The sequence below is a fragment of the Streptomyces beijiangensis genome (assembly GCF_017315755.1).
Classification (GTDB): Bacteria; Actinomycetota; Actinomycetes; order Streptomycetales; family Streptomycetaceae; genus Streptomyces; species Streptomyces beijiangensis.
The window spans coordinates 1-24,327 of record NZ_JAFLRJ010000157.1 but is presented as its reverse complement, the minus strand read 5'-3'; the positions used below and the strand labels follow the sequence as shown (position 1 = coordinate 24,327).

Below are 24,327 nucleotides of genomic sequence, written 5' to 3'. Positions count from 1 at the left end.
GCGACCGGAACATTAGACTCGGGAAGATCCGGCAGAAGCTCGATCAGCTAGAACGCAAGGAGGCACGGGTGGCGCTGCTGACCCGCATCACGGGACCGCGCGATCTGGACCGGCTCACCCCGGAGCAGCTGGACCAGCTGGCCGGAGAGATCCGGACCTTCCTCGTCGACGCGGTGTCCAAGACCGGTGGCCATCTCGGCCCCAACCTGGGCGTCGTCGAACTGACGATCGCACTGCACCGCGTCTTCGACTCCCCCAAGGACCGTGTCCTCTTCGACACCGGTCACCAGAGCTATGTGCACAAGCTCCTCACCGGCCGTCAGGACTTCGTCAAGCTGCGCACCAAGGGCGGCCTCTCCGGCTACCCCTCGCGCGCCGAGTCCGACCACGACGTGATCGAGAACAGCCACGCCTCCACCGTCCTGGGCTGGGCCGACGGCCTCGCCAAGGCGAACGAGGTGCTGGCCAAGGACGACCACGTCGTCGCCGTCATCGGCGACGGCGCGCTCACCGGCGGTATGGCCTGGGAGGCGCTGAACAACATCGCCGCCGCCAAGGACCGCCCCCTGGTGATCGTCGTCAACGACAACGAGCGCAGTTACGCCCCCACCATCGGCGGCCTGGCCAACCACCTCGCCACCCTGCGCACCACCGACGGCTACGAGCGTTTCCTGGCCCGCGGCAAGGACCTCCTGGAGCGCACGCCGGTCGTCGGCAAGCCGCTGTACGAGACCCTGCACGGCGCCAAGAAGGGCCTCAAGGACTTCATCGCCCCGCAGGGCATGTTCGAGGACCTCGGCCTGAAGTACCTCGGACCGATCGACGGCCACGACATCACCGCCCTGGAGTCGGCCCTGGAGCGTGCCAAGCGCTTCGGCGGCCCGGTGATCGTCCACTGCCTCACCGAGAAGGGCCGCGGCTACCAGCCGGCCGAGCAGGACGAGGCCGACCGCTTCCACGGCATCGGCCCGATCCACCCCGACACCGGCCTGCCCATCAAGACCGCCGCCGCCAGCTGGACCTCGGTCTTCGGCGACGAGATGGTCAAGATCGGTCACGACCGCCCCGACGTCGTCGCCATCACCGCGGCGATGCTCCAGCCGGTCGGCCTCAAGAAGTTCGCGGAGGTGTTCCCGCACCGTATCTACGACGTCGGGATCGCCGAGCAGCATGCGGCGACCTCCGCGGCCGGGCTTGCCACCGGCGGTCTGCACCCGGTCTTCGCCGTGTACGCGACCTTCCTCAACCGCGCCTTCGACCAGGTCCTGATGGACGTGGCCCTGCACAAGTGCGGTGTCACCTTCGTCCTGGACCGGGCAGGTGTCACCGGCGACGACGGCGCCTCGCACAACGGCATGTGGGACATGTCGATGCTGCAGTGCGTGCCCACCCTGCGCATCGCCGCGCCGCGCGACGCCGAGCAGGTCCGCGCCCAGCTGCGCGAGGCCGTCGGGGTCCGCGACGCCCCGACCGTCGTGCGCTACTCCAAGGGCGTCGTCGGCCCGGCCGTCCCCGCCGTCGGCAGGATCGGCGGCATGGACGTCCTGCGCGAGGCCGGCACGGACACCCCCGACGTTCTCCTCGTCTCGGTCGGCGCCCTGGCGCCCATGTGCCTGGAGATCGCCGAACTGCTCAACAAGCAGGGCATCACCACCACCGTCGTCGACCCCCGCTGGGTCAAGCCCGTCGACGAGGCCCTGCCCCCGCTCGCCGAGCAGCACCGGGTCGTCGTCACCGTCGAGGACAACAGCCGGGCCGGCGGCGTCGGCTCCGCCGTCTCCCAGGCACTGCGGGACGCGAGCGTGGACGTACCCCTGCGCGACTTCGGCATCCCGTCGCGCTTCCTCGACCACGCCACCCGCAAGGAGGTCATGGCCGAGATCGGTCTGACCGCCCCGGACATCGCCCGCCAGGTCACCGGTCTGGTGGCGAAGCTGGACGGCCGCATGGAGGACGAACCGGCCGAGGTCGCGCGCGACTGACGCGTCCGGCAGGCACCCTCCGTCAGCCCCTGGGCCGTACGGACCATCCGTCAGGGTGGTCCGTACGGCCCATTGGTTTTCCCCCGCATGGACCCCATTGGGTGAATTGCCCCATCCGATCTCCGTGCGGGGAGGTGTGGTCTCGATCATTGCGGTGACTCGGCCATCGGAACCGGACCACCAGGGAGGCGCGGCAGTGTCCACACACACCGACCACAGCACCGGCAAACGGCAGCAGGGACTCCTGCGGACGAAATCCATCGAGCAGTCGATCCAGGACACGGAGGAACCGGAGCACAAGCTGAAGAAGTCGCTCTCGGCCCTCGACCTCACGGTCTTCGGTGTCGGGGTCGTCATCGGCTCGGGGATCTTCGTCGTCACCGGTACGGCGGCCAAGAACTACGCGGGCCCGGCCGTCACCCTCTCCTTCGTCGTCGCCGCCGTGGTCTGCGCGCTCGCGGCCCTCTGTTACGCCGAGTTCGCCTCGACCGTCCCGGTCGCCGGATCTGCGTACACCTTCTCCTACGCCTCCATGGGTGAGCTGCCCGCCTGGATCATCGGCTGGGACCTGGTCCTGGAGCTGGCGCTGGGCTGCGCGACGGTCGCCGTCGGCTGGTCAGGATACGTCCAGTCGCTCCTCGACAGCTGGGGCATCCCGCTGCCCGAGAAGCTCCAGGGGCCGCCCCCGGGCGGAGGGTTCGGCTTCAACATCGCCGCCTTCCTCCTCATCCTCGCCGTCACCGCGGTGATCGTCGTCGGCATGAAGCTCTCCGCGATGGTCACCTCGGTCGTCGTGACCATCAAGGTCATCGTCGTCCTGATCGTGATCGCGGTCGGCGCCTTCCTGATCAACGGTTCCAACTACCACCCGTTCATCCCGCCCTCGCAGGAGACCAAGGGCGGCGGCGGACTCAGCGCCACCCTCCTGGAGGCGATCTTCGGATTCACGCCCACCAGCTTCGGCTTCATGGGCATCTTCACCGCCGCGGCCGTCGTCTTCTTCGCGTTCATCGGCTTCGACGTCGTCGCCACCGCTGCCGAGGAGACCCGTAACCCGCAGAAGGACATCCCGCGCGGCATCCTCGGCTCGCTGGTCATCTGCACGGTGCTGTACGTCGCCGTCGCGTTCGTCGTGACCGGCATGCAGAAGTACACGAAGCTCGACTCCGAAGCCCCGCTCTCCGAGGCCTTCAAGTCCGTCGGGCACCCCTTCTGGGCCGGGCTCATCAACTTCGGCGCGATCATCGGCCTGGTCACCGTCTGCATGATCCTGTTGATGGGCCAGAGCCGGGTCTTCTTCGCGATGAGCCGCGACGGACTGCTGCCGCCGCTCTTCAGCCACGTCCACCCCAAGTTCCGTACGCCCTACCGCTCGACGCTCATCCTGGGCTTCATCTCCGCGCTGGTAGCCGGTTTCGTCACGCTCGACGAGCTCTCCAAGCTGGTCAACATCGGCACGCTCTTCGCCTTTGTCGTCGTGGCCCTCGGCGTGATCATCCTGCGCCGCACCCGCCCCGACCTGCCGCGCAACTTCAAGGCGCCCTGGGTGCCTGTCCTGCCCGTGCTCTCCGTCGCCTGCTCGGTCTGGCTGATGCTCAATCTGTCGGTGGAGACCTGGCTGCGGTTCGGGATCTGGATGGCGATCGGGATCGTCATCTACTTCGTGTACGGACGCAAGCACAGCCACCTCAACCGCAACTCCCGGTAATCACACCGGATTTCGTCCCCGGCCCCGTATGTCCGCATAAGCTGCGGTGTGCGGGGCCGATAGTTTGGCGACCATGCTTGTCGAGCCGCCGCCGTCGCTACGGTACGTATCCGCCCCCCGGCTGCCACGACGGGCACAGGCCGCCCCCTTCTGGCGCCGTGTCCTCCCCCTCCTCGCCGTGCTGGCCGCCGTCACCCGCATCCCCTCCTTCCGGCTCCCGCTCTGGAACCCGGACGAGGGGTATCTCGCCGTCCAGGCGCGGATACTGGCGGGCGGCGGCACCCTGTACGGCACCGTCGTCGACCGCAAGCCACCCCTCCTGCCCTGGCTGTACGAAGCCGCCTTCGCGCTCTGCGGCGACGACTCGCTGCGCCCGCTCAAGGTCCTCGCCGTCCTCGCCCAGCTGACCACCGCGGTCCTCCTGTCCGCCATCGCCCGCCGCCGCTGGGGCGACCGGGCGGGGCGCACCGCCGGGGTCCTCTATCTCCTGGCCTCCATCGGCCTCAACCCGGAGGACGCCCAGGCAGCCACCTTCGAGGTCTTCATGCTGCCCTTCACCGCGGCCGCGCTCTGGTGCGCGGACCGCAGGCGCTGGGCCGGCGCGGGAGCCGCGGTGGCGGCCGCCCTCCTCACCAAGCAGACCGGCGGCGCGGTGCTGCTCCCGGTGCTGTGGCTGCTCTGGCACACCGCACCGACCCGGAACGCCTTGCTGCGTACGGCAGTCGGGCTCACCGTGCCCGTGGCTGCGGCCGCCCTGCTCACCACGCCGACGGGCTTCTTCTTCTGGACGGTGACCGGATCGGGTGCGTACGCCTCCTTCACCGGATCCGAACTCCATGTGCTGGTCCGCGCCTTGACCAACACCGTGATCCTCACCGTCGCCTGCGCCGGTCTGATCCCCCCGGTCCTGCGTGTCCTGCGCATCGCTCGCACCGGGGCCGCCGACCTCTGGCTATGGCTCGCCTCATCGGCCGCCGCGGTCGTCGTCGGATTCCACTTCTTCGGGCACTACTACCTTCAACTGATCCCGCCCCTGGTCCTGTTGGCGACGGCGGCGCTGCAGATCCTGCCGCACGACTGGCTGCCCGCCACCGTGCTCACCTCGGCCTGCGCCTGCGCGCTCTTCCTCGCCTGGGGACTGCTCGCGCCGCGCCCCGAACTCGCACACGCCCAGCGCCTGGCCGAAGCGGTGCGGTCGCGGACCGCGCCCGACGACCGCGTCCTGGTCTGGGGGATACACCCCGAGACGTATCTCTTCGCCGACCGCACCCCGGCCAGCCGTTTCCTCACCGCCGGACTGCTCACCAACTACAGCGGCGGCCGCGACGGACCGCAGGTCGGCGAGAAGTACGCCGTCGAGGGGGCCTGGTCCCTCTTCCGCGAGGAGATGGCCGAGCGCCCGCCGGACCTGATCGTCGACGACTCGCGCGGCAAGCCCTTCGCCCCCGACCGGATCCCCACCCTGCGCCGGCTGCTGGCCGGCCACTACACCGAGCGGTCCACGGTCGACGGGGCGGTCCTCTACGTACGCTCCCCGGGCGGCTGACGCACGGTACGCGGCCCGGCGCACCGCGCCCCGTACGCCTCCACCCGGCGCCGCAGCTCCCGGTCGGCGGTGACCACGGTGCACTCCAGCCCGGCGGCCCCGGCCTCGGCGGCGAGTTCCGCGATCCGGTCGTCCCCGCTGCCGGGGGCCGACTCCACCCGCACCCCTTCGACGGACCCGACGCCCCGGGCGGCGCCCTCGACGACGAGCACGACCTCCACGGCGTCCCCGCCCGAGTCCGTGTACCCGACCAGGCTGTCCCGCAGCCGTACGGCGGCCCCCCGCCGGTCCCGCCACCACCCGTCGGGTACGGAACCCACCACATTTGCCGCGTCCACGATCAACAGGGACACCCCGCACACCGCCCCTCACCAGCGCGAATGTTAGTCTTGACCGCAAGTATGACCAGTTGAGGGAAGGCTGGCAGCCAGCCATGTCGCCGCGTACCGCCCAAGCTCCCAGCACCAGCCGCTGGCTTTTCCGCGGCAAGGACCGCAGGCTGACCGCCTACGCCCTGACCGAGGGCGGCGTCCTGCGCTGGACGGAGACCAGGCCCGGCGGACCCGACTGGTCAGGACCCGATTTCATCGTGGCCGCCGGTCTCACCCACCTGTCCCTCGCGCAGGGCCCCGACGGATACGTCCATCTGCTCGCCCGCCGCAGACGGTCCCAGGGCGACGACGTGATGCACGCCGTCCAGTACCAGAGCGGGCGCGCGATCGGCCCCTGGCAGTCGCTGGGCAATCCCCACACCAAGGACATGAACAAGGCCCGTGCCGTGGGTGTCCCCGCGGCCGAGGTCAACGCCGACGGCCATGTCCACATCTTCCTCAACAACGGCAACGGCGCGGTCAACATGCGGCGCCAGACCAAGTCCGTGAAGTGGGAGGGGTGGAAGGACCTCAAGGGCGCGCACTTCCGCGAGGGCATGGCCGCGGTCGTCGCGGTCGGCGGCCTGATCGAGATGGTGGCCCCCGTGGACAAGGAACTGCTCCGCCGCGAACAGGCCGCCCCCGGCGGCGAGTTCACCGAGGCGGAAGCGGTCGACGGCACACCGTTCCCGGGATCGGTGGCCGGCCTGCAGACCGCCGACGACCGTGCCACGTACTACTGGAGCGACCGCGAGACCCCCGGCATCGTCGCCCACCGCCACGGCTCCGACCCCGTATCCCTGGGCGGCGAACCGGACGAAGGCCCCCCGGCGCTCCTGCGCACCCCGATCGAGGGCCACGACTGCACGGTCCTGGCCTACCGGGGGAGGGACGGCCGTCCCGCCATCGCGGCCTGTCCCACCGAGGCCGAGGCGGACGGCCTGTGGTGGACGCCGACCGGCGAAGCCTCCATCGGCGCCCCGACCCTCGCGCTGGACGCGGAGGGCCGGGTGGTCATGGCGGTCATCGCCACGGACGGCACCTTGCGCGTAGCCCGCCAGAAGGCCGAGCCGGGGCTGGCCCTGGCGGCCTGGGCCGGGGTGTAGCGAGCGGATCAGCCCCCGGTCGCGGGTGACTTCTTCGCCGACTCCGGAATCGTCGAGTCGGTGCGGATCGCCTTCCAGAGGGTCTTCGCCTGCGGTTCGGCGGCAATCACCCGGTTCCGGTCGATCTTGTCGTACGCCACCGGAAGCATGATCGTCTCCATGGTGGCGGGATCGACCCCGTTCAGGCTCCGCGCGAAGTCGGCCAGCGAGGTGAGCGAGGCGAGCTCGGAGTCGGTGGTCAGCGACTTGGTGAGCGAGTTGGCGATCTTGTACGACTTGGTCGGACTGCCCAGCAGATCCTGCGACTTGACCTCACTGAGCAGGGCCAGCATGAACTGCTGCTGCAGCCCGATGCGCCCGAGGTCACTGCCGTCGCCGATGCCGTGCCGGGTACGGACGAACGCGAGCGAATCGGTGCCGTTCAGCTTGTGCGTACCCGCCACGAGGTCGAGCCCGGAGGACGTGTCGTGGATCGCCTGGTCCGTGGTCACACTGACCCCGCCGATCGCGTCGACGAGCCCCTTGAACCCGGCGAAGTTGATCTCCATGTAGTGGTCGATGCGGACCCCGGACATCTTCTCCACGGTCTTGACCACACAGGCCGGACCGGCGATCGAGTACACCGAGTTGAACATGACGCGGTGCGCGGAGGAGAGCGTCGAGCCGTCCTTCTTGGTGCACTCGGGCCGGGTCACCAGGGTGTCGCGCGGAATGCTGACGGCGACGGCCTTCTTACGGCCCTCCGGTATGTGCACCACCATCGCGGTGTCGGAGCGGGCGCCGCTGACGTCGCCGCCCACGAGCCCCTTGTTGTCACCGGCACGCGAGTCCGAGCCCAGGACCAGCACGTTCTGTCCGCTGGTGGGGAGCTTCTCCGGGCGGTCGGTGCCGAGCGCCTTGTTGATGTCGACGCCCTTGATGTTGCCGTTGAGCTGGCTGTAGAACCACCAGGCGGTGCCGCCGCCGGCCAGCACCAGGACGAGGAGAACACTCAGAGTGATCTTGAGTCCGCGGCGGCGCCGGGGCTTGCGGCGGCCATGGGATCTGGCGTCGTCCGAGGCGCCGACGGTCACGTTGTTCTGTGTCATGCGGAGATTCGAGTCCTTTACTGGATCGACCCGTCGTGGGCCGATGGGACTCGGGTGGGGGACGGGTCCGCTCGGTCAGGCTTGAAGAAATGCACTATAAGCATGTTTTCAAGTTCTTGGGAGCGCCGGATATCTTCGTCTCGGATTGTGTCAATCCGTCAGGCACTCCTGTGACCTCGACCACCCCCAGGTAGTCGCACTCCGCTGTCGCTCCGTCGCTATATGAAGTGGAATCTCTTCGTGAACAATGCACATCCCGCAATCGTCAAGGCGGTCATACCCGCAGCGGGACTGGGGACGCGGTTTCTGCCGGCCACCAAGGCGACGCCCAAGGAGATGCTTCCGGTGGTGGACAAGCCCGCCATCCAGTACGTCGTCGAGGAGGCCGTGGCCGCCGGTCTCACGGACGTACTGATGATCACGGGCCGCAACAAGCGTGCCCTGGAAGATCACTTCGACCGCAACTACGAGCTGGAGGACGCCCTGCGGCGCAAGGGTGACTACGACCGGCTCTCACGGGTGGAAGAGTCGACGGGACTCGCATCGCTGCACTATGTGCGCCAAGGCGATCCGCGGGGACTGGGGCACGCGGTGCTCTGCGCGGAACCGCACGTCGGTGACCAGCCGTTTGTCGTGCTGCTGGGCGACGATCTGATCGACCCGCGTGATCCGCTCCTGGACAAGATGGCTGAAGTACGGCGCGAGTTCGGCGGCAGCGTGGTCGCGCTCATGGAGGTCGAGCCCGAGCAGGTGCACCTTTACGGATGCGCCGCAGTGGAGCCGACGCCCCTCGACGGCGTGGTGCGGATCACGAACCTGGTGGAGAAGCCTGCCGCGGGTGAGGCGCCGAGCAACCATGTGGTGATCGGCCGGTACATTCTCGACCCGGCGGTTTTCGAGGTACTGCGGACGACCGAGGCCGACCGCGGTGGCGAGATCCAGCTCACGGACGCCCTGCGCAGTCTCGCCGGGCCCGGATCGCCCGGCGGCCCGGTCCACGGCGTCGTTTTCAAGGGCCGGAGGTACGACACCGGAGACCGTGGCGACTACCTGCGCACCATCGTTCGCCTCGCGTGCGAACGCGAGGATCTGGGGCCCGATTTCAGAACCTGGCTGCGGCAGTTCGTGGCGGAGGGCCTCTGACCCACCTGGGCCGAGTGGGTAACCTGCCTCCTCCGAACATTTGGCCCGGGCGTCAGGTGTCCGAAGTGCTGCCGTAGGTTGTCCGTCGGCTCGTCGGGTCGGTCCACGAAGAACACGAGGCGGGGAGGTGGCTGGGTTCATGGCGCGACGCGGTCGTTCGGAGGCGGCTCGAGAGTTCATTTCGAGGCCCCCCGCTGTCATGGGTTCTGAGATCGTCGCCGCGACCGATGGCGGGCATGCGGCCTCGAATTGGCTGCGCCTTGGGCGTGACGGCCGGCTGACCGCATACGCGAGCTGCGCCGACGGTCTGGTGCGCTGGACCGAGTCGTCGCCCGGCTCGGACCACTGGCAGGGGCCCGAGCTGCTCCCCGTCGAGGACTGGCACGGGCGGTTCACGCTGAGCCAGGACTCTGATGGATTCATCTCTTTTGCCGGCATGCGGCACCGCGAGGGGATGCCTGGCGGCCTTGAGTTCATCGTCGCCACGCAGTATCAGACGGCACGGCCGCTCAGCGCCTGGCGCCCGGTCGGAAATCCGTTTCGTACGAACGAGCCGACACTGTCCGGCCTGGGAGACCCTGTCGTCCTGACCGACGGCGCGGGCCTGCTCCATGTCGTGGGCGCACGCTTCGGGCAAGGTGTGCGCGGTCGGACCCGGAGCACGGACGGCGCTTGGGGCAAGTGGACCGACCTCGACGGGAAGTGGGTGCGCGGATCGGTCGTGCCTCTGGTGACCTCCGAGGGATATGGCGAATACCTCACGCCCTTCCGGGGCGGGGCCGTGTATGTGCGCCAGGAGCGGCCCGGTGCCGCCTTCAAGTGGCGGGGGCGGGTGCACGCTGATGCGGTCGAGGGGACGTACAGCTCGTACGAGACGAGTCCGGGTATCGGCACCTACTTCTGGCGCCATCCGGCGGACGGCAGTGTCGTCGCCTACCGTCCGCGCAGCGCGGCGGGACAGGCGAGTGCCCTCATGCCGCTGGGCGGGGCGGGCGGTGTCGGCCCGGTGGGCATCGTGCGGACCCCCGTCAACGGCTATGACTGCACGGTGATGCTGCAGCTCGGTGCCGAGGGATACCCCGAGATCGGGGCCTATCCGACGGAAGGCGAGCAGTACGGCGCCTGGTGGGCTCCCGTCGGGGACCGGTGCGTCGGCCTGCCGGCCATGGGCATCGACGGTCTCGGTGCGGTCACAATTGCGATTGTCGACATGGATGGCGGGCTGAGAGTCGCTCGCCGGGACCTCTCGGAAGTGGGCCTCGCCTTCGGCGCGTGGCGCCGGGTGGGATGACCCCTCTCGGTGACCGTTCCGCCCCTTGGCCGGGCGCGGTTCCCCTCCCCTGACCCGTCTCCCTCCCCCCTGCGCGTGGGGAGGACTTGGCATGCCCGTCAGGTGCCGTTTGCCTCCCTTTTCACCGAGCTATATGTCCCATTTAGCTAGAGGTTTACAGAAGGTTGCCTGGTGTTGACCAACCGGCGTACCTTGTGCAGAATCTGTGAAGTCCGTATAAGTGTGCGGGCAGCCGAGGGCCGGGGGGCCTGCGGATCGCGGGGGAGCGGCGAGCGATAACGGCCAGGGGTGGGCCCAGGGCATGAGCGGCGAGCCGACGCGCATCGGAGGAAGCGGAAACTATCGAGGAGTTCACCGAGTGGCCGGCCAGCCCCGCCTGAGTGTTGTCGTGCCCTTCCAGGACGTCGAGATCTATCTCGTGGAGTGCCTGGAGTCCATAGCCCGGCAGACGTTCCAGGATCTCGAAGTCATCATGGTCGACGACGGTTCGACCGACTCCTCGACCGAGATAGCCGCGGAATTCACTCGCCGCGACCCGCGGTTCCGGCTCCTGCGGCAGGAGTCGATGGGGCCGGGGCACGCCAGGAACGTCGGCATTCGCGCCGCTCACCCTGACGCCGAATTCCTCGCGTTCGTCGACGGGGACGACGTCATCCCCGAGTACGCCTACGAGTTGCTCGTCCAGACGCTCGAGGGCTCCGGTTCCGACTTCGTGTCCGGCAATGTGCAGATGATGAACTCCACCAAGAAGTGGCAGTCCCCTCTGCACAAGACGCCGATGGAGAAGAACAGACGGGGAACGCACATCACGAGGCTTCCCGCCCTGATCTACGACCGCACGGTGTGGAACAAGCTGTTCCGGCGGTCCTTCTGGGACTACCACTACATCGCGTTCCCCGAGGGAGTCATGTATGAGGACTCCTGGGTCAACATGTTCGCCCACTTCCGGGCCACCAAGGTCGACACCCTCACCGATATCGTCTACTTCTGGCGTCGGCGCGAGGGTGGTGCCGCTCCGTCGATCACCCAGCGGCACACCGAGTTCAGCAACCTCGAGGACCGGGTCGCCGCGGTGCAGTCGGTCAGCCGCTTCCTTGCGGGACACCGCTCCAAGTCCTATGTCGACCACAAGCGGAAGTATGACCTCGCCTGTCTGAAATCGGACCTGATGCTGCACCTGAAGGTGCTGCCGGACGCCGACGAGGATTACCGGGACGCCTTCATGCGGTGGGCGAACGAGTTCCTGGACGAGGCGGACGACGACATCGTCGACGAACTGCCCGCTGAAGCCCGCGTCAAGTGGCTGCTCGTGCGCGAAGGCAGGCTGGACGAGCTGCTCGATGTCCTCGAATTCGAGCGCAAGGGCGGACCGCTGCCCGTCCGGCGGCGGCTGCACCGCTACCTCAACTACCCCTATCTCGGTGACCGGTCGGTGGGCCTCGACAAGAGCGCCTACCGGCTCGACAAGGAACTCTCACTCCACAGCTCGCTGACGAACGCGTACTGGAACTCCGAGTGGCTGACCATCGAGGGTTCCGCGTATGTCCGCTTCATCAACGTGCACAAGCGGCACATGTCGATGAAGGCCATCGCGGTGCGCAACAAGAAGTTGGGCAGGACGGTCGTAGCCAAGGCGAAGACCACTTATTACCCGCAGGCGACGGAGAGCTCTCAGCAGAATCGTTACTGTTATGACTGGTCCGGTATTCAGGTGCGCTTCGACACCACCCGGCTCAAGCGGAAGGGTGAGTGGGTCGAGGGCACCTGGGACGTTGCGGCCGGTGTCCTCAGCCGCGGTCTCTTCCGCTACAAGGGCGTGGGGCGAGGCAGCTCGGACAGTGCGGCCAATCCGCCCTATCGGTACGTCGACAAGAACACCCGAGTGGTTCCGCTCTTTCTCCAGGGGAAGCTCAAGCTCCGTGTGGAGAAAGTCCGCTGCCGTATCACCCGGCACCGCATCATCGGAGACCACCTGGAACTCGGCGGGGTCTACCTCGGGCCCCAGGTGCCCGAGTGGGGCAAGTTCCGCATCACCAGCATGGGTGGCGCCGGGCGGCATGACTCCTGGGTCCACTTCAAGCCCGGCGGCGAGGGCTGGTGCAGTTTCAGCACCCGCGTACCCCTGAGCGCGCTCGTCCCCAGTCAGCGCGGGGGCGCCGACAGCGGGGTCCCGCAGTCGTGGAGCATGGGAAGCAACGGGTGGAAGACCACCTTCCATGTCGAGGGCCGTGCGGCGGCGATCTACCCGGTCATGGCGGAGGAGGCCACCGACGGCCATTACCGGGTACCGGAGGCTCTGCAGAGCGACACCGGTGATCGCGAGGTCTTCGTACACCGCAACGGCTCCGGATACGTGGTGCTGTTCGAGCGAGCCACCCTGCCGCTGGCGCATTCGGCCACCTGGCTGGAGGACGGCTCGCTGGAGATCGTTGCCAAGTACGCGGCGGAGGGCGTACTCAGCGAGGTCGAGTACGACGCCGCGCACATCGTCGTGCGCTCCAGGGCCCATGGTGCCGAGCGTGTCGTCCCGATCCGCTGGTACGGCGACGAATTCCGCTTCGCCGTCACCCCGGCGGCCATGAGGAATCTGGCCGGGGACATCCCGCTGGCCGCCGGCCGCTGGGACTTCTTCCTCCGCAGGCAGGATCCGTCGGCCTGCGCAGGGGAGGACCGTTCCGAAGACCTCATGATCAAGATCGAGCAGAGTCTGATCTCGTCGTTCCCGGCCGAAGTGAGTATCAACGAACGGCGCTACGAACTGCAGGCCGAGGCCTACGACCGGCTCTCGCTCCTGGTCCACTCGGCCATGCCGGACGAGGCCCGCGGGCCGTACCGGCAGAAGCTGATGCGGACCAAGGTCTACCCGGAGGCCCGGAACAGGCCGATCAAGCAGACCGTCCTTTTCGACGCCTTCAAGGGAACCCAGTACTCGGACAGCCCGCGCGCGCTGCACGAGGAAATGGTGAGTCGGGGCGTGCCGGTCGAGCATCTCTGGGTGGTGCGTGACGACCAGGTCGAGGTCCCGCCCACCGCCCGTCCGGTCCGTATGTGGTCGCCCGAGTGGTACGAGGCGCTCGGGACCGCGCACTACGTCGTCGTCAACAATCACCTGCCGGACTGGTTCCAGAAGCGTGAGGGCCAGATCGTCGTACAGACCTGGCACGGCACTCCGCTCAAGCGCATCGGGCACGACATCGAGGCAGTGCATTTCGCGGACAAACGGTACTTGGAGCGCGTCGAGAAGGAGGTGCAGAACTGGGACATGTTGGTGTCCCCCAACAGCTTCTCCACCCCTATCCTCAAGCGGGCCTTCCAGTTCCCCGGCGAAATGGTTGAAAGCGGTTATCCCCGCAACGACATCCTGCGCCGCCCCGGCATGGAGAGCCGGGCGGCGGAGATCCGTCGGCGGATCGGCCTGCCGCCGGGCAAACGCATCATCATGTACGCCCCCACCTGGCGTGACGACCAGTTCTACGCACCGGGCAAGTACAAGCTCGACTTCAGGATCGACCTCGAGGACGCCCGGGCGCGGCTGGGCGCCGACCACGTGCTGATGGTGCGGCGCCACCCGAACGTGGTGGATGCCGTGCCGGGGGCGGGCGACGGCTTTGTCTTCGATGTCTCCGACTACCCGGACATGGCCGATCTGTCACTGATCACCGACGTGATGATCACTGACTATTCGTCCCTGATGTTCGACTTCGTCAACACAGGGCGCCCGATCCTGTTCTTCACCTACGACCTGGACCACTACCGGGACACTCTGCGAGGCTTCTACTTCGATTTCGAGCAGAGCGCTCCGGGGCCGCTGCTCTTCGAGTCCGCCGCGCTGGTCTCCGCGATCCGCGACGTCGACCGTATCCAGGATGGATACGCCGATCGGTACCGGTGGTTCCAGGGAGAGTTCTGCGACCTCGACGACGGGTACGCCGCCGCGAGGCTGACCGATCGCATCCTGGTGGCCGGTGGCGACCTCGGCCCTGGACGGGCGCCGGAGCCGACCGCCGGCGGCATGAACGGTGTCGCCAGCCAGACGATCTCGCAGCCAGATCGGCTTCTCGTTCAGATTCCGCAGCAACCGGTGAGAATGGATTCAGCGCGTGCCTAAAGGAAAGACAGGCGAGCGTCCCACGCTCAACGGCATTGAAACTTCCGGAAATTATCCGGTGGAATACAAATTCGCTCACGCCAAGAACGGAAACCGCCATTTGGTGGTGGTGTTCGCCAATTTTAGCGCACCTGACGAATATGGCTGGTCGAACGGCGTCTTCGACACTCTTCGTTCGAATGTTCTCTGGATTCGCGATCTGTTCGACACGAAGAACAGTTATTATTTGTGCAAGGGAATGGATTTCTCGCTGGAGAACTCTGTTATCGCACTGATATCGAACGTGATGGGCTCCCTTGGCTTGACCCCGAACGACGTGACGATGTGGGGTGGTTCGAAGGGCGGCAGTGCCGCACTGCACTTCGGGCTCAAGTATGGATTCCGCAATATTGTTTCCGTCGTCCCCCAGTTCAGGATCGGCACCTATGTGTTGTCGATTCCCTCCGTTGCGGAGTTCATGATGGGTGAGGTCACGGACGGCAACGTCGGTATCCTCGACTCGATTCTTCCCGACCTGGTGCGCCAGGGAGCAAATCGCGGTGCCAATATTTACATGCTCTCGTCGCCGCAGGACGAGCAGTATGCGGATCAGATAGGTCCCTTCCTCCCGTTGTTCGACGGGTACGCGAACTTCAATTTCATCTTCAGTGAATCACCCCTCATCACCGGCCACACCGACGTGACCAGGCGGAATGTCCCGCTGCTCATGGGCATCCTGAACTTCCTCATCGATGGCCTTGCCCCGAGGTTGGGATTCGTCCGCAACGGCTATGAGCAGCCCGACGTCGACAAGACTGGTATCAACAACTACCTCGCGGCCACGTCCAAGGTGCAGTTGTCGTTCCCCGCCCCGGTGGTGTCGGTACCGACCGCCGGCCAGCAAGTGCCCGGCGGTGCCGTCACGTTCATGGGCTCCGCACCCGGCGCCGAGCGGGTCAGCCTGTGGGAGAACGGCAAGTTCATCGCCTCGCCGGACGTCGCCGCCGACGGAAGCTGGACTTGGTCACCGGCTCGTCCCTGGGGCATGGGTCAGCATGTGGTGAGGCTCTTCGCGGTGAACGCGGCCGGCCAGCATTCCGGCCGTACTGAGGTCGCCTTCGACGTGGTGGAAGGAACGCTTCAGCCGACGTTCACGATGCCGTCGCAGGGCCAGCACGTACAGGGACCTGTCGTGGGTTTCATGGGCTTCGCCCCAGGCTCCGTACATGTGGAGTTCTGGGAGCGCGGTGTGAGCCTGGGAGTGAGCGGCGTGGCGGTCGACGGCAGTTGGGGATGGGATTCGGGCTGGGCCTGGAACGAGGGGGAGCATGTTGTCGAGGCTGTCGCAGTGGATGCGACAGGCAACAAGACGTCCCCGGCCGCCGTCGCGTTCACCGTGGTGAACGCCTATGCCGAACCTGCTCCGCAGGGGTACTTCAGTCCGAGATTTTGATTTGCATGATCAGCGCGCGGTGGTCCGAGGCCCCTGTGTTGCGCACGGTGCATCCAGTGCGCGGCAGTGCGGTGAATAGGTAGTCCAGTTTGTGGCCGGTCTTGTGTGTGGTCCTGCCGCTGCGGGAGTTCTTGTCCTTCTGGTCGCACTCACGGTAACGACTGTAGGTTTCCTGCGGCCAGATCCAGCTCCCAGGGTCGCCGGGGTCCGGCGGGGTGCTGTTGAAGTCTCCGCCGAAAACGGTCCGGTCGCCCGCCGCTGCTTTCACGAGGATCTTCAACTCGTCGGCTCGGTACTCCCGGTGCGGGTGTGCCAGATCACTGCCGGGCAGGGTGAGGTGGGCATTGCACACCCGAAGGTTCTGCGCGGCGACTGAGGCACAGATGATGCCTCGTTGCATTCCGACCGTCGGTTCTGGCGAGGACACCTCAGAGACCCGGGACAATGCGGTGGAGGCCAGGATCCCGAAGCCCGCCGTGCCTCGATTGCCGACGGTGCACGCCATCGTGGAGCGCTTGCCGTTCTTGTCGGCGTTCACGTAAGGGCGCAAGACACTGCTCCAGCCATGCCCCAGCCCTTTTCGAGCCCGCTCGAGGTCCGAGGAGCAGGTCTCCTGGACGAGGATCACCTGCGCGCCATCGACGGTGGCGAGCCGTTTCAGCTCCATCACTTTCTGCAGATTGCTGCCGGTGTTCGGGCACCCCCACGGCTTGATGTCGCACATGTTCCAGGTGGCTATGCGCAGTTGTCGCCCCGTGATCTTCTGCGTGGGATGGTGGATGGAGAGCAGTGCGACCGCGACAACGACAACGCACATCAGCGGAATGGCCGTGCGTCGAGTCCAGTTACGCGGGCGCAGCATGTTGAGGCCGGTATGTCGGCGCATCAACCCTCCTTGAACAGGCGTACGGGCCGTATGAGAGTCGAACTCATACGGCCCGTACAACGTAAGTAGGTCGATGTTACGCCGGAACGCTCGCCAGGCCCTGCGCCAGGAACGGCTTCCCGTTCACCCGCTGCGAGACGCCCTCGCGGTCCAGGTACGGGGTGATCCCGCCGAGGTGGAAGGGCCAGCCCGCGCCCGTGATCAGGCAGAGGTCGATGTCCTGGGCCTCGGCCACGACACCCTCGGCCAGCATCAGGCCGATCTCCTGCGCCACCGCGTCCAGGACGCGGTCACGAGTCTGCTCCTCGGTCAGTACGGTGTCGCCCTGCTTGAGCAGCGCCGCGACCTCCGGGTCCAGCTCCGGCTTGCCGCTGTCATAGACGTAGAAGCCGCGCTTGCCCGCCTTGACCACGGCGGCCAGGTTCTCCGAGACCGTGAAGCGGTCGGGGAAGGCGCGGTTCAGGGTCTCCGAGACGTGCAGACCGATCGCCGGACCGACCAGCTCCAGAAGCACCAGCGGCGACATCGGCAGGCCCAGCGGCTCGACCGCCTTCTCGGCGACCTCCACCGGGGTGCCCTCGTCGATGACGTTCTGGATCTCGCCCATGAAGCGGGTCAGGATGCGGTTGACGACGAACGCCGGAGCGTCCTTCACCAGGACCGCCGTCTTCTTCAGCTTCCGCGCGACAGCGAACGCCGTGGCGAGCGCGGCGTCGTCGGTCTGCTCGCCGCGGACGATCTCCAGGAGCGGGAGGATCGCGACCGGGTTGAAGAAGTGGAAGCCGACGACCCGCTCGGGGTTCTTCAGCTTCGACGCCATCTCGGTGATCGAGAGGGACGAGGTGTTGGTGGCGAGGATCGCGTGCGCCGGGGCGACCGCCTCGACCTCCGCGAACACCTGCTGCTTGACGCCGATCTCCTCGAAGACGGCCTCGATGATGAAGTCGGCGTCGGAGAAGCCCTCGGCCTTGTCCAGCACACCGGTGACCAGGGCCTTCAGGCGGTTGGCCTTGTCCTGGTTGATGCGGTGCTTGCCGAGGAGCTTGTCGATCTCGGCGTGGACGTAGCCCACACCCTTGTCGACCCGCGCCTGGTCGATGTCCGTGAGGACGACCGGGACCTCAAGGCGGCGCAGGAAGAGCAGCGCGAGCTGCGAGGCCATCAGGCCCGCGCCCACGACGCCCACCTTCGTCACCGGACGCGCCAGGTTCTTGTCCGGCGCACCCGCCGGGCGCTTGGCGCGCTTCTGTACGAGGTTGAACGCGTAGATACCGCTGCGGAGTTCCCCGCCCATGATCAGGTCCGCGAGGGCCTGGTCCTCGGCGTCGAAGCCCGCCTGCAGGTCACCGCTCTTGGCGGCAGCGATGATGTCGAGCGCGCGGTACGCGGCCGGGGCGGCGCCGTGCACCTTGGAGTCGGCGATGACACGGCCCTTGGCGACGGCCTGGTCCCAGGCCTCGCCGCGGTCGACCTCGGGGCGCTCGACCTTCACGTCGCCCTTGAGGACGTTCGCCGTCCAGATCAGCGACTGCTCCAGGAAGTCCGCGCCCTCGAAGAGCGCGTCGGCGATCCCGAGCTCGAAGACCTGCTTGCCCTTGAGCTGACGGTTCTGGCTGAGCGAGTTCTCGATGATGACCGAGACCGCGCGCTCCGCGCCGATCAGGTTCGGCAGCAGGGCGCAGCCGCCCCAGCCGGGGACCAGGCCGAGGAAGACCTCGGGCAGCGAGAAGGCCGGCAGCGCCTTGGAGACCGTGCGGTACGAGCAGTGCAGACCGACCTCGACACCGCCGCCCATCGCGGCACCGTTGTAGTACGCGAAGGTCGGCACGGCCAGGCCCGAGAGCCGCTTGAAGACCTCATGGCCGCCCTTGCCGATGGCCAGCGCGTCGTCGTGGTTCTTGAGGAGCTCGACGCCCTTGAGGTCGGCGCCGACGGCGAAGATGAACGGCTTGCCGGTGATACCGACACCGACGATCGTGCCCTCGGCCGCCTCCTTCTCCACCTGGTCGATGGCGAGGTCCAGGTTCGCGAGCGAACCGGGGCCGAAGGTGGTCGGCTTGGTGTGGTCGAAGCCGTTGTCCAGCGTGATGAGCGCGAACTTGCCCGCGCCCGCGGCGGAGCCGCTATTGGGCACTGCCGGCAGATCGAGGTGGCGTACGTGCGCCGACGTGACGACCTCACCGGGGAACAGCTCGGCCGCGCCCTTCAGAAGCTCAGCGGTGGTGGTGCTCACTTGTCGCCTCCGGCGTCCTTGTGGTGCGGGTTCTCCCAGATGACCGTGGCGCCCATGCCGAAGCCGACACACATCGTGGTCAGGCCGTAGCGGACCTCGGGCTGCTCCTCGAACTGCCGCGCCAGCTGCGTCATCAGACGCACACCGGAGGAGGCGAGGGGGTGGCCGTAGGCGATGGCGCCGCCGTACTGGTTGACGCGCGCGTCGTCGTCCGCGATGCCGTAGTGCTCCAGGAACGCGAGCACCTGGACCGCGAAGGCCTCGTTGATCTCGAAGAGGTTGATGTCCTCGATCGACAGGCCGGCCTTGGCCAGCGCCTTCTCGGTGGCCGGGATCGGGCCGTAGCCCATGACCTCCGGCTCGACGCCCACATACGCGTAGGACACGAGGCGCATCTTCACCGGGAGGTTGTTCTCGCGGGCGAAGTCCTCGGAGGCGAGGATCGAGGCGGTCGCGCCGTCGTTGAGACCGGCGGCGTTGCCCGCGGTGACGCGTCCGTGCGTACGGAACGGCGTCTTCAGCCCGGCGAGGTTGTCCAGGGTCGTCCCCGGACGCATCGGCTCGTCGGCGGTGACCAGGCCCCAGCCGGTCTCGCCCACCTCGGCATTGGTGTTGCGCACCGAGATCGGGACCAGGTCCTGCTGGATCTTCCCGTTCGCGTACGCCTTCGCCGCCTTCTCCTGCGAGCGCACGGCGTACTCGTCGGCGCGCTGCTTGGTGATGGTGGGGTAGCGGTCGTGCAGGTTCTCGGCGGTCATGCCCATGAACAGGGCGGACTCGTCGACGAGCTTCTCGCTCACGAACCGCGGGTTCGGGTCGACGCCCTCGCCCATGGGGTGGCGGCCCATGTGCTCGACGCCACCGGCGATGACGGCGTCGTACGCACCGAAGGCGATGGAGCCCGCGGTCGCCGTCACGGCGGTCAGCGCGCCCGCGCACATGCGGTCGATGGAGTAGCCGGGTACGGACTGCGGCAGACCGGCGAGGATGCCCGCGGTCCGGCCGAGCGTCAGGCCCTGGTCACCGATCTGGGTGGTGGCGGCGATGGCCACCTCGTCGATCTTCGCGGGGTCGAGTTCCGGGTTGCGTCGCAGCAGCTCCCGGATCGCCTTCACGACGAGATCGTCGGCCCGGGTCTCGTGGTAGATGCCCTTCGGGCCCGCCTTGCCGAACGGGGTGCGGACGCCGTCGACGAAGACGACGTCCCGGATGGTACGAGGCACGATGGCTCTCCTCCAGGGTGCGGGATGGCACTGCTGCTGCGGGCACGACGGATCGTGTTCCGCATACGGTCATGCTACCCACGGGTAACCAGACTGCCCACCCTCTGCGGCAGGAGCGGCGAAGGTCACACCCCGGAACATCCCGGAGCACCCCGGAAATGAAGCCGGGGCCGCGGCATCCGCCGCGGCCCCGGTCACCCTCAGCTCTGAGCCGGTCCGTCCTGGAGCGCCGTCACCAGCAGCGGTGCGACCTGCTCGATCTGCCACCGCCGTGCACCGAGCCCGGAAAGAACGGCCGAGATCTTTTCCTCGGAACGGTCCCTCGGCGGCTCCCAGCACACCCTGCGCACCGTGTCCGGCGTCATCAGGTTCTCCTGCGGCATGTTCAGTTCCTCGGCCAGGGCCGAGACCGCCGTACGCGCCGCAGCGAGCCGGGCCGCCGCCGCCGGGTCCTTGTCGGCCCAGGCGCGCGGCGGCGGCGGACCCGCCACCTGCGTACCCGGCTGCGGAAGCTCGTTGTCCGGCAGCGCCTTGGCGCGGTCGACCGCGGACTGCCACTGGTCCAGCGCGCGCCGGCCCATGCGGTGGCCGAACCCGGGCAGCGCCGTCAGCGCGGTCACATCGAGGGGCAGCGCCAGGGCCGCCTCCACGATCGCGCCGTCACCGAGGACCTTGCCCGGGGAGACGTCCCGGCGCTGGGCCACCGTGTCCCGTACGGTCCACAGCTCCCGGACGACGGCCATCTGACGGCGTCGTCGCACCTTGTGCATCCCGGATGTACGGCGCCAGGGGTCCTTGCGCGGGGCCGCGGGCGGCGCGGAGGCGATCGCGTCGAACTCCTCCAGGGCCCACTCCAGCTTGCCCTGCCGGTCCAGCTCCTTCTCCAGCGCATCGCGCAGGTCGACGAGGAGTTCCACGTCGAGGGCGGCGTAGCGCAGCCAGGGGTCGGGCAGCGGGCGGGTCGACCAGTCGACGGCGGAATGGCCCTTCTCCAGGGCGTAACCCAGCACGTTCTCGACCATCGCGCCGAGGCCGACCCGCGGGAACCCGGCGAGCCTCCCGGCCAGCTCGGTGTCGAAGATCCGGGTCGGGACCATGCCTATTTCGCGCAGACACGGAAGATCCTGGGTCGCCGCGTGGAGCACCCACTCGGCATCCGCGATGACGTCGCCGAGCCCCGACAGGTCGGGGCAGCCGACCGGATCGATCAGTGCGGAGCCCGCGCCCTCGCGGCGGAGCTGGACTAGATAGGCGCGCTGCCCGTAGCGATATCCGGACGCACGTTCGGCGTCGACGGCGACGGGACCCGTGCCCGCGGCGAAGGCCGCGATCACTTCGGCGAGCGCTTCATCGGTCGCGACCACCTGCGGAATGCCCTCGCGGGGCTCCAACAAAGGAATCGGCGCCGAATCGACGTCGTCGGGGGGAGCGCCCCCCGTGGTGCGCAGTGCTGTCTCTGCTGCGGTCTCTTGGGCGTCGGTCACCTGTCAAGGGTATCTGTGTATGCACAGGGCCCGTCGACGGAACGATCCGTCGACGGGCCCTGAGGGGGTGTAAACCGGTCAGTGAATGATTCCGGTACGGAGAGCCACCGCGACCATGCCGGCGCGGTCGCCCGTGCCGAGCTTGCGCGCGATGCGGGCCAGGTGACTCTTGACGGTCAGGGCGGAGAGCCCCATGGAGACGCCGATGGCCTTGTTGGACTGGCCTTCGGCGACGAGGCGGAGCACCTCGACCTCACGGCCCGACAGCTCGCGGTAACCGCCCGGGTGGCTCGGGGCGCCCGGGGGGCGGCGGTGCAGACGGGCGGCGTTGGCGCCGATGGGTGCGGCGCCCGGGCGGGTCGGGTGCCCGACATTTGTACGGGTGCCGGTGACTACGTAGCCCTTCACGCCGCCCGCGAGGGCATTGCGTACGGCGCCGATGTCGTCGGCTGCGGAGAGGGCCAGGCCGTTCGGCCACCCCGCGGCTCGGGTTTCGGACAGCAGGGTCAGCCCGGAACCGTCGGGCAGGTGGACGTCGGCAACGCAGATGTCGCGCGGGCTGCTGACGCGGGGACGTGCCTCCGCGATGGACGAAGCCTCGATCACATCACGTACTCCGAGGGCCCACAGGTGGCGGGTGACGGTGGAGCGCACGCGAGGGTCGGCCACGACGACCATGGCCGTCGGCTTGTTCGGGCGGTAGGCGACCAGGCTTGCGGGCTGCTCGAGGAGAACGGACACCAGGCCTCCTGGGGAGAAGAGTGGGGTGCTTGATGGGTCACTGACCTCTTCGGCACCAATTGGCCCAGGCTTTAGAGAAAGATCACGATTTGGTGAGTAACAATTCCGGCAATTCGGACGCGCGCGCGATTGTTCGAGGGGATGCGGGAGGGAGCGGGAGGGATACGGGCAGTCTTCACAGGGTCTGCGGACCGCGCCGCTGCGGCAGCGACACCACTCCGGTGTCCATCGGACCGGCCGGCGGCAGGCCACCGATCTGACAGAGCAGGTCGCACCAGGAAGCCAGATGGGAGGCGGCGTCGGGCACCCCGCCCATACCCTCGCGCGGGGTCCAGGACGCCCGGATCTCGATCTGCGTCGCGGGCCTGCGCTCCGAGAGCCCGCCGAAGTAGTGCGACCCGGCACGGGTGACCGTGCCGCTCGCCTCCCCGTACGACAGACCGCGCGCCTCCAGCGCCCCGGTCAGCCAGGACCAGCAGACCTCGGGCAGGAGGGGGTCCGCGGCCATCTCCGGCTCCAGCTCCGCGCGTACGAGCGTGACCAGGCGGAAGGTGCCCTGCCAGGCTTCGTGCCCCGCCGGGTCGTGGAGGAGCACGAGCCGGCCGTCGGCCAGATCGAGATCGTCCTGGACGACCGCCGCCTCCAGGGCATAGGCGTGCGGCGCGAGCCGTTTGGGCGGCTTCGTCGGGTCGATCTCCACCTCCGGACGCAACCGCGCCGACTGCAGAGCATCGACCGCCCGCTGAAAAGCGGGCGGAACGGGGTCCCCGTCCGCGCCGTCCGAACCATCAGCGCCATCTGAAAATCGTCCTTGAGCCGCAGCCATGCGGGGAAGACTAGGCGGAACGGGGGCTTCGCACGGGGAGGGACACCCGTCATGCGAAACTTCTGGACGTGAGCGCCAACGACCGCCCCCAGGGCCAGCAGAGCAAGACGTACGACTCGGTCTTCATGAAGGCCTGCAGGCGGGAGCCTGTGGAGCACACGCCGGTCTGGTTCATGAGGCAGGCAGGGCGCTCGCTTCCCGAGTACCTCAAGGTGCGCGAGGGCATCGCGATGCTCGACTCCTGCACGCGTCCCGAGCTCGTCGCCGAGATCACCATGCAGCCCGTACGCAGGCACAACGTGGACGCGGCGGTCTACTACAGCGACATCGTGGTCCCGCTGAAGGCCATCGGCATCGACCTCGACATCAAGCCGGGGGTCGGGCCCGTCATCGCGGATCCGATCCGTACGCGCGCCGATCTGGACCGGCTGCGGGATCTGACCCCGGAAGACGTCTGGTACGTCACCGAGGCGATCGGACTGTTGACCGCCGAACTCGGCTCCACTCCGCTCATCGGATTCGCGGGCGCACCTTTCACTCTCGCGAGCTACCTCGTGGAGGGCGGTCCTTCACGCAACCACGAGCACACCAAGGCGCTGATGTACGGCGACCCGCAGCTCTGGGCCGACCTGCTCGACCGTCTCGCGGAGATCACCTCCGCCTTCCTCAAGATCCAGATCGAGGCGGGCGCGAGCGCCGNNCCGCGCATCCACTTCGGCATCGGCACCGGTGAGCTTCTCGGGCTGATGGGCGAGGCGGGGGCCGATGTGGTGGGCGTCGACTGGCGCGTGCCGCTGGACGAGGCGGCTCGCCGGGTCGGGCCCGGCAAGGCGCTCCAGGGGAACCTGGACCCGGCTGTTCTTTTTGCTCCGACGGAGGTTGTCGAGGCGAAGACGCGTGAGGTGCTGGACGCGGCTGCGGGGCTTGAGGGGCACGTCTTCAATCTTGGGCACGGGGTCATGCCGAACATGGATCCGGTGGCGCTGACGCGGCTCGTGGAGTACGTACACGCCCAGACCGCGCGCTGAGCGGGCCCCCGCCCCGGGGGCCCCGCCCCCGGCCCCCCGGTCCTCAATCGGCGGACGGGCTTGCATTGCTTGAATTGACTGCCGCTGTCGCCTTGCGGGCCGCCACCAGGATCGGGTCCCATACCGGGGAG

17 protein-coding genes are annotated in these 24,327 nt (G+C 67.9%); 9 read left to right on the top strand and 8 right to left on the bottom strand.

What is annotated here, in order from left to right; genetic code table 11:
- Positions 1–68 precede the first annotated feature (68 nt).
- From dxs to J0695_RS17330, 3 genes are all read left to right on the top strand, one after another.
- Complete coding sequence (dxs, locus tag J0695_RS17340; protein WP_206962973.1) at positions 69–1,982, top strand: 1-deoxy-D-xylulose-5-phosphate synthase; 1,914 nt, start codon at positions 69–71, stop codon at positions 1,980–1,982.
- A gap of 196 nt (positions 1,983–2,178) precedes the next feature.
- Positions 2,179–3,690 (top strand): amino acid permease, encoded by a 1,512-nt coding sequence (locus tag J0695_RS17335; protein ID WP_206962972.1) that lies wholly within the window; start codon positions 2,179–2,181, stop codon positions 3,688–3,690.
- A gap of 73 nt (positions 3,691–3,763) precedes the next feature.
- Complete coding sequence (locus tag J0695_RS17330; RefSeq protein WP_206962971.1) at positions 3,764–5,236, top strand: ArnT family glycosyltransferase; 1,473 nt, start codon at positions 3,764–3,766, stop codon at positions 5,234–5,236.
- On the opposite strand, the gene J0695_RS17325 is transcribed toward J0695_RS17330, so the two are convergent.
- Positions 5,212–5,589 carry a PIN domain-containing protein gene (locus J0695_RS17325; RefSeq protein ID WP_307798665.1) on the bottom strand — a complete coding sequence of 126 codons (378 nt, stop codon included), beginning with the start codon at positions 5,587–5,589 and terminating at the stop codon, positions 5,212–5,214. The two genes, J0695_RS17330 and J0695_RS17325, sit on opposite strands and share 25 nt — an antisense overlap.
- Before the next feature lie 80 nt (positions 5,590–5,669).
- On the opposite strand from J0695_RS17325, the gene J0695_RS17320 reads away from it, so the two are divergent.
- On the top strand, positions 5,670–6,713 hold the full coding sequence (locus J0695_RS17320) for a PLL family lectin (RefSeq protein WP_206962969.1): 1,044 nt from the start codon (positions 5,670–5,672) through the stop codon (positions 6,711–6,713).
- Positions 6,714–6,721: 8 nt separating this feature from the next.
- On the opposite strand, the gene J0695_RS17315 is transcribed toward J0695_RS17320, so the two are convergent.
- Entirely contained in the window at positions 6,722–7,801 is a 1,080-nt protein-coding gene (locus J0695_RS17315; protein ID WP_206962968.1) for an LCP family protein, read from the bottom strand.
- Positions 7,802–8,023: 222 nt separating this feature from the next.
- On the opposite strand from J0695_RS17315, the gene J0695_RS17310 reads away from it, so the two are divergent.
- The 4 genes from J0695_RS17310 to J0695_RS17295 all read left to right on the top strand — a co-directional run bounded on the left by J0695_RS17310 (position 8,024) and on the right by J0695_RS17295 (position 15,775).
- Entirely contained in the window at positions 8,024–8,944 is a 921-nt protein-coding gene (locus J0695_RS17310) for a UTP--glucose-1-phosphate uridylyltransferase (protein WP_372445789.1), read from the top strand.
- Positions 8,945–9,143: 199 nt separating this feature from the next.
- Positions 9,144–10,235 (top strand): hypothetical protein, encoded by a 1,092-nt coding sequence (locus J0695_RS17305; RefSeq protein WP_206962966.1) that lies wholly within the window; start codon positions 9,144–9,146, stop codon positions 10,233–10,235.
- A 358-nt stretch (positions 10,236–10,593) separates the two neighbouring features.
- Positions 10,594–14,343, top strand: a complete 3,750-nt coding sequence (locus J0695_RS17300; protein WP_307798664.1) for a bifunctional glycosyltransferase/CDP-glycerol:glycerophosphate glycerophosphotransferase — start codon at positions 10,594–10,596, stop codon at positions 14,341–14,343.
- On the top strand, positions 14,336–15,775 hold the full coding sequence (locus J0695_RS17295) for a hypothetical protein (protein ID WP_206962964.1): 1,440 nt from the start codon (positions 14,336–14,338) through the stop codon (positions 15,773–15,775). The genes J0695_RS17300 and J0695_RS17295 overlap by 8 nt, the downstream gene beginning before the upstream one ends.
- On the opposite strand, the gene J0695_RS17290 is transcribed toward J0695_RS17295, so the two are convergent.
- The 6 genes from J0695_RS17290 to J0695_RS17265 form a co-directional block, all read right to left on the bottom strand.
- Positions 15,759–16,661: an endonuclease/exonuclease/phosphatase family protein gene (locus tag J0695_RS17290; protein ID WP_206962963.1), complete on the bottom strand. Its 903-nt coding sequence runs from the start codon at positions 16,659–16,661 to the stop codon at positions 15,759–15,761. The two genes, J0695_RS17295 and J0695_RS17290, sit on opposite strands and share 17 nt — an antisense overlap.
- 76 nt (positions 16,662–16,737) lie before the next feature.
- The gene (locus tag J0695_RS17285) at positions 16,738–18,894 is read right to left on the bottom strand and encodes a 3-hydroxyacyl-CoA dehydrogenase NAD-binding domain-containing protein (protein ID WP_206962962.1); all 2,157 of its coding nucleotides are present in this window, start codon (positions 18,892–18,894) and stop codon (positions 16,738–16,740) included.
- Positions 18,891–20,117 carry a thiolase family protein gene (locus tag J0695_RS17280; RefSeq protein ID WP_206962961.1) on the bottom strand — a complete coding sequence of 409 codons (1,227 nt, stop codon included), beginning with the start codon at positions 20,115–20,117 and terminating at the stop codon, positions 18,891–18,893. Before J0695_RS17280 ends, J0695_RS17285 begins: the two co-directional genes overlap by 4 nt.
- A gap of 200 nt (positions 20,118–20,317) precedes the next feature.
- A complete protein-coding gene (locus J0695_RS17275) occupies positions 20,318–21,601 on the bottom strand; it encodes an HRDC domain-containing protein (protein ID WP_206962960.1) in 1,284 nt (427 codons plus the stop codon).
- A 78-nt stretch (positions 21,602–21,679) separates the two neighbouring features.
- Positions 21,680–22,342 (bottom strand): response regulator transcription factor, encoded by a 663-nt coding sequence (locus J0695_RS17270; protein WP_206962959.1) that lies wholly within the window; start codon positions 22,340–22,342, stop codon positions 21,680–21,682.
- 175 nt (positions 22,343–22,517) lie between these two features.
- The gene (locus J0695_RS17265) at positions 22,518–23,168 is read right to left on the bottom strand and encodes a DUF3000 domain-containing protein (protein WP_206962958.1); all 651 of its coding nucleotides are present in this window, start codon (positions 23,166–23,168) and stop codon (positions 22,518–22,520) included.
- A 68-nt stretch (positions 23,169–23,236) separates the two neighbouring features.
- On the opposite strand from J0695_RS17265, the gene J0695_RS17260 reads away from it, so the two are divergent.
- Positions 23,237–24,196 carry a uroporphyrinogen decarboxylase gene (locus J0695_RS17260; RefSeq protein ID WP_206962957.1) on the top strand — a complete coding sequence of 320 codons (960 nt, stop codon included), beginning with the start codon at positions 23,237–23,239 and terminating at the stop codon, positions 24,194–24,196.
- Positions 24,197–24,327 lie beyond the last annotated feature (131 nt).